Source organism: Micromonospora sp. H61 (assembly GCF_018070325.1).
Classification (GTDB): domain Bacteria; phylum Actinomycetota; class Actinomycetes; order Mycobacteriales; family Micromonosporaceae; genus Micromonospora; species Micromonospora salmantinae.
On record NZ_JAGPXY010000179.1, the window covers coordinates 1 to 2,548 of the forward strand.

Genomic DNA, 2,548 nt, shown 5'->3' on the forward strand with positions numbered 1-2,548 from the left:
AGGTGAACGAGACGGAAACTGAGACGTCGGGACGGCGGCGCGGGGTCTCCCGGCCTGACGCTGCCTCTGCGAGCCTGCCGGTCCTTTGGTGACGGCCTTGTGGAGGGCCTGCCCGAAGGTAATAATCTGACCACCGAAAGTGATGGTCCTGCTCTCTGACGGACGGATGGCACCCGTGTCGAAGTACACCATTGACAGCATTGGTCTAGGCGCATTGCTAGCTCAGCGGAGATTCGGGGTGCCAACTTATCAGCGTGCGTTTGCCTGGGGCTCGGGAGAAGGCCGCGATGAGGTGGAAGATTTTTGGAACGACCTTCTGGAGGCATTCGAAAGCAAGTCCGACGAAGCCTACTTCCTGGGCACGGTTGTCTTGTCGGAAAATTCAGATTACGTCGAGACTGATACTGTTATTTCGCGATCCTTCATCATCGACGGCCAGCAGCGGTTGACCACTACTTTTCTCCTTCTTCTTGCGGTCCGCGATGCATTCAAACAGAGGGATGACAATCGCTCATCCGACATTGAACAGCAGTACATCGCATCCCGTGATCTCCGGACTCGCCAAGTTGAGTCCAGGCTGCAACTCGGCGCTACCGATAACGAATATCTTCAAACCCTGATTGAGGGTAGCCCTAAGCCGCTCGATCGGCAGGCCCCGCCAAGCCATAAATTACTGGCCAAGGGCCTAAATTTCCTTAAGGCTAAGGTGGAAGAAGATGCCGCCAACGCTGGAGCCGCTTGGGCTGCCAGGCTTGTTGACTGGGTTGAGTTCATTCATGAGCGAGCCTTGGTTATTACAGTGACGGTTCCGACCGAGTCCGATGCCTTTCTTATTTTTGAGACGCTGAATGACCGAGGAATCGACCTAACCATTGCGGACCTGACCAAGAACTACATCTTTAGCCGCGCGGGCGGCCGATTGAGTGAATGCCATGAACGCTGGATAGCGACGACTTCGTACATCGAACAAGCAACGGGCACTGGAAGTAAATTCACGGACTTCCTCCGGTATTACTTTACGAGTCAGCAGGGATCAACCCGAGAGCGGGAAATCTTCGTTCGAGTTAAAAACCGTAAGCTGACCACCGCTGCTGATGCAGTGGCCTTCAGTGATGAACTCAAGATGGCGGCACGGGCTTATAGCAGACTTTTAGGAGCGGATCCGACCTATTGGCCGTCAATCCACCCAGAGGCGGCGAGCTATGTCGAAGCACTGCGAATTCTTGAGGTCGAACGTCTTCGCCCAGTGCTATTGGCTGCGATGCTCAAATTCCCTAATGCCCAACTAAAAGCGTTGCTGAAACTCGCCGTTTCTGCGGCTGTTCGAATGAGAATATCTAAAACGGCAGAGGGCAGTAAGGCGGATCGAGCGATCTCGGAAGTTGCCCAGGCGATTTCACAGGGCAAGACGACCAAGGCTGCCGCAGTGATCTCGCAGCTAGGGGAGATTTTGCCATCCGATGAGCAATTTCGTAATGACTTCGCGACGGCGGCTGTACGGCGCCCCTCTTATGCGCGCTACTATCTGAGGTCGCTTGAGATTCAGAACAATCAGCCCAGGAAAATCCCTGAGTTTGTGGCCAACCCAAACGCAGGTGAACTTAATCTAGAACATGTTCTACCTCAATCGGCCGGCGCGGAGTGGGATAGTTACATTCCCCGTGATCGCCACACCGAGTATGCGTATCGCCTCGGTAATCAGGTTCTTCTGAGGGCTACTGAGAACAAGAGCATCGGGAATTCCGCGTTCGCAGAAAAGAGGCCAATTCTCGCTGCGTCCAGTCTCTCGCTCACGCAGACGGTGGGGGATAAAGAAGACTGGACTATGGAAGAGATCGAGGCCCGGCAGCGAATGCTCGCTGACCTTGCGATTGAATTCTGGAAGCTACCCTGAGGCCCGGCCCAACTAAACCCCGGCCCTGGCCGTCGTTTGATCGCTGCATGGCGCGGCCCTCGCCTTAGGGCATCGGGCGATGTCCCGCATCGTCGTAACCACTACGTCTGCCTCCCGGAAGGGTTCGACCTTCCACTCACGGTTGGCGTACCCGACGATGCCGAACCCTGCCGCTCTCGCTGCCAATGTCCGACAGAGAATAACCGATCAGAGTGCAATTTCCCGGTGAGGCGCCGAGTGTTTGTTGCAGCGGCCAATGCTGGCTCAAGCTTCGGCTTCATTCGCGCCGGTTCGGCGTGTGCCCTAGCAATGACCGGGGAAATGCGTTCCGGCAAAGTCAAGGTGAAGTGCTCGGACTGCGATGGGAAAATATTGACCTGGAAAGGAAGTTGCTTCGCGTCCGAAAGAATCGCCTGCGACCTAAATGCTCATGGTTCCACCGATCCGTGCGGCAAGAAAGCGGGATGCTGCGGCTGTTCACTACGCCGTTCGGCCGCGCGCTCAACCCGAATGCCGACTACCACGAAGGGAAGAAGCTGCTCATGGGACGCGGGCGTTAGGGGTGCCCGGTTCCATGACGCCCGCCACACCGCCGCCACTGTCCTCATGCTGCTGGGTGTTCAGGAACGCGCCGTCATGAGTGATGGGTTGAGC

At 56.3% G+C, this 2,548-nt stretch carries 1 protein-coding gene; it reads left to right on the forward strand.

Translation table 11 applies throughout. The features are described from left to right. The first annotated feature begins 175 nt into the window (after positions 1-175). The gene (locus KBX08_RS32860) at positions 176-1,894 is read left to right on the forward strand and encodes a DUF262 domain-containing protein (RefSeq protein WP_210787643.1); all 1,719 of its coding nucleotides are present in this window, start codon (positions 176-178) and stop codon (positions 1,892-1,894) included. Positions 1,895-2,548 lie beyond the last annotated feature (654 nt).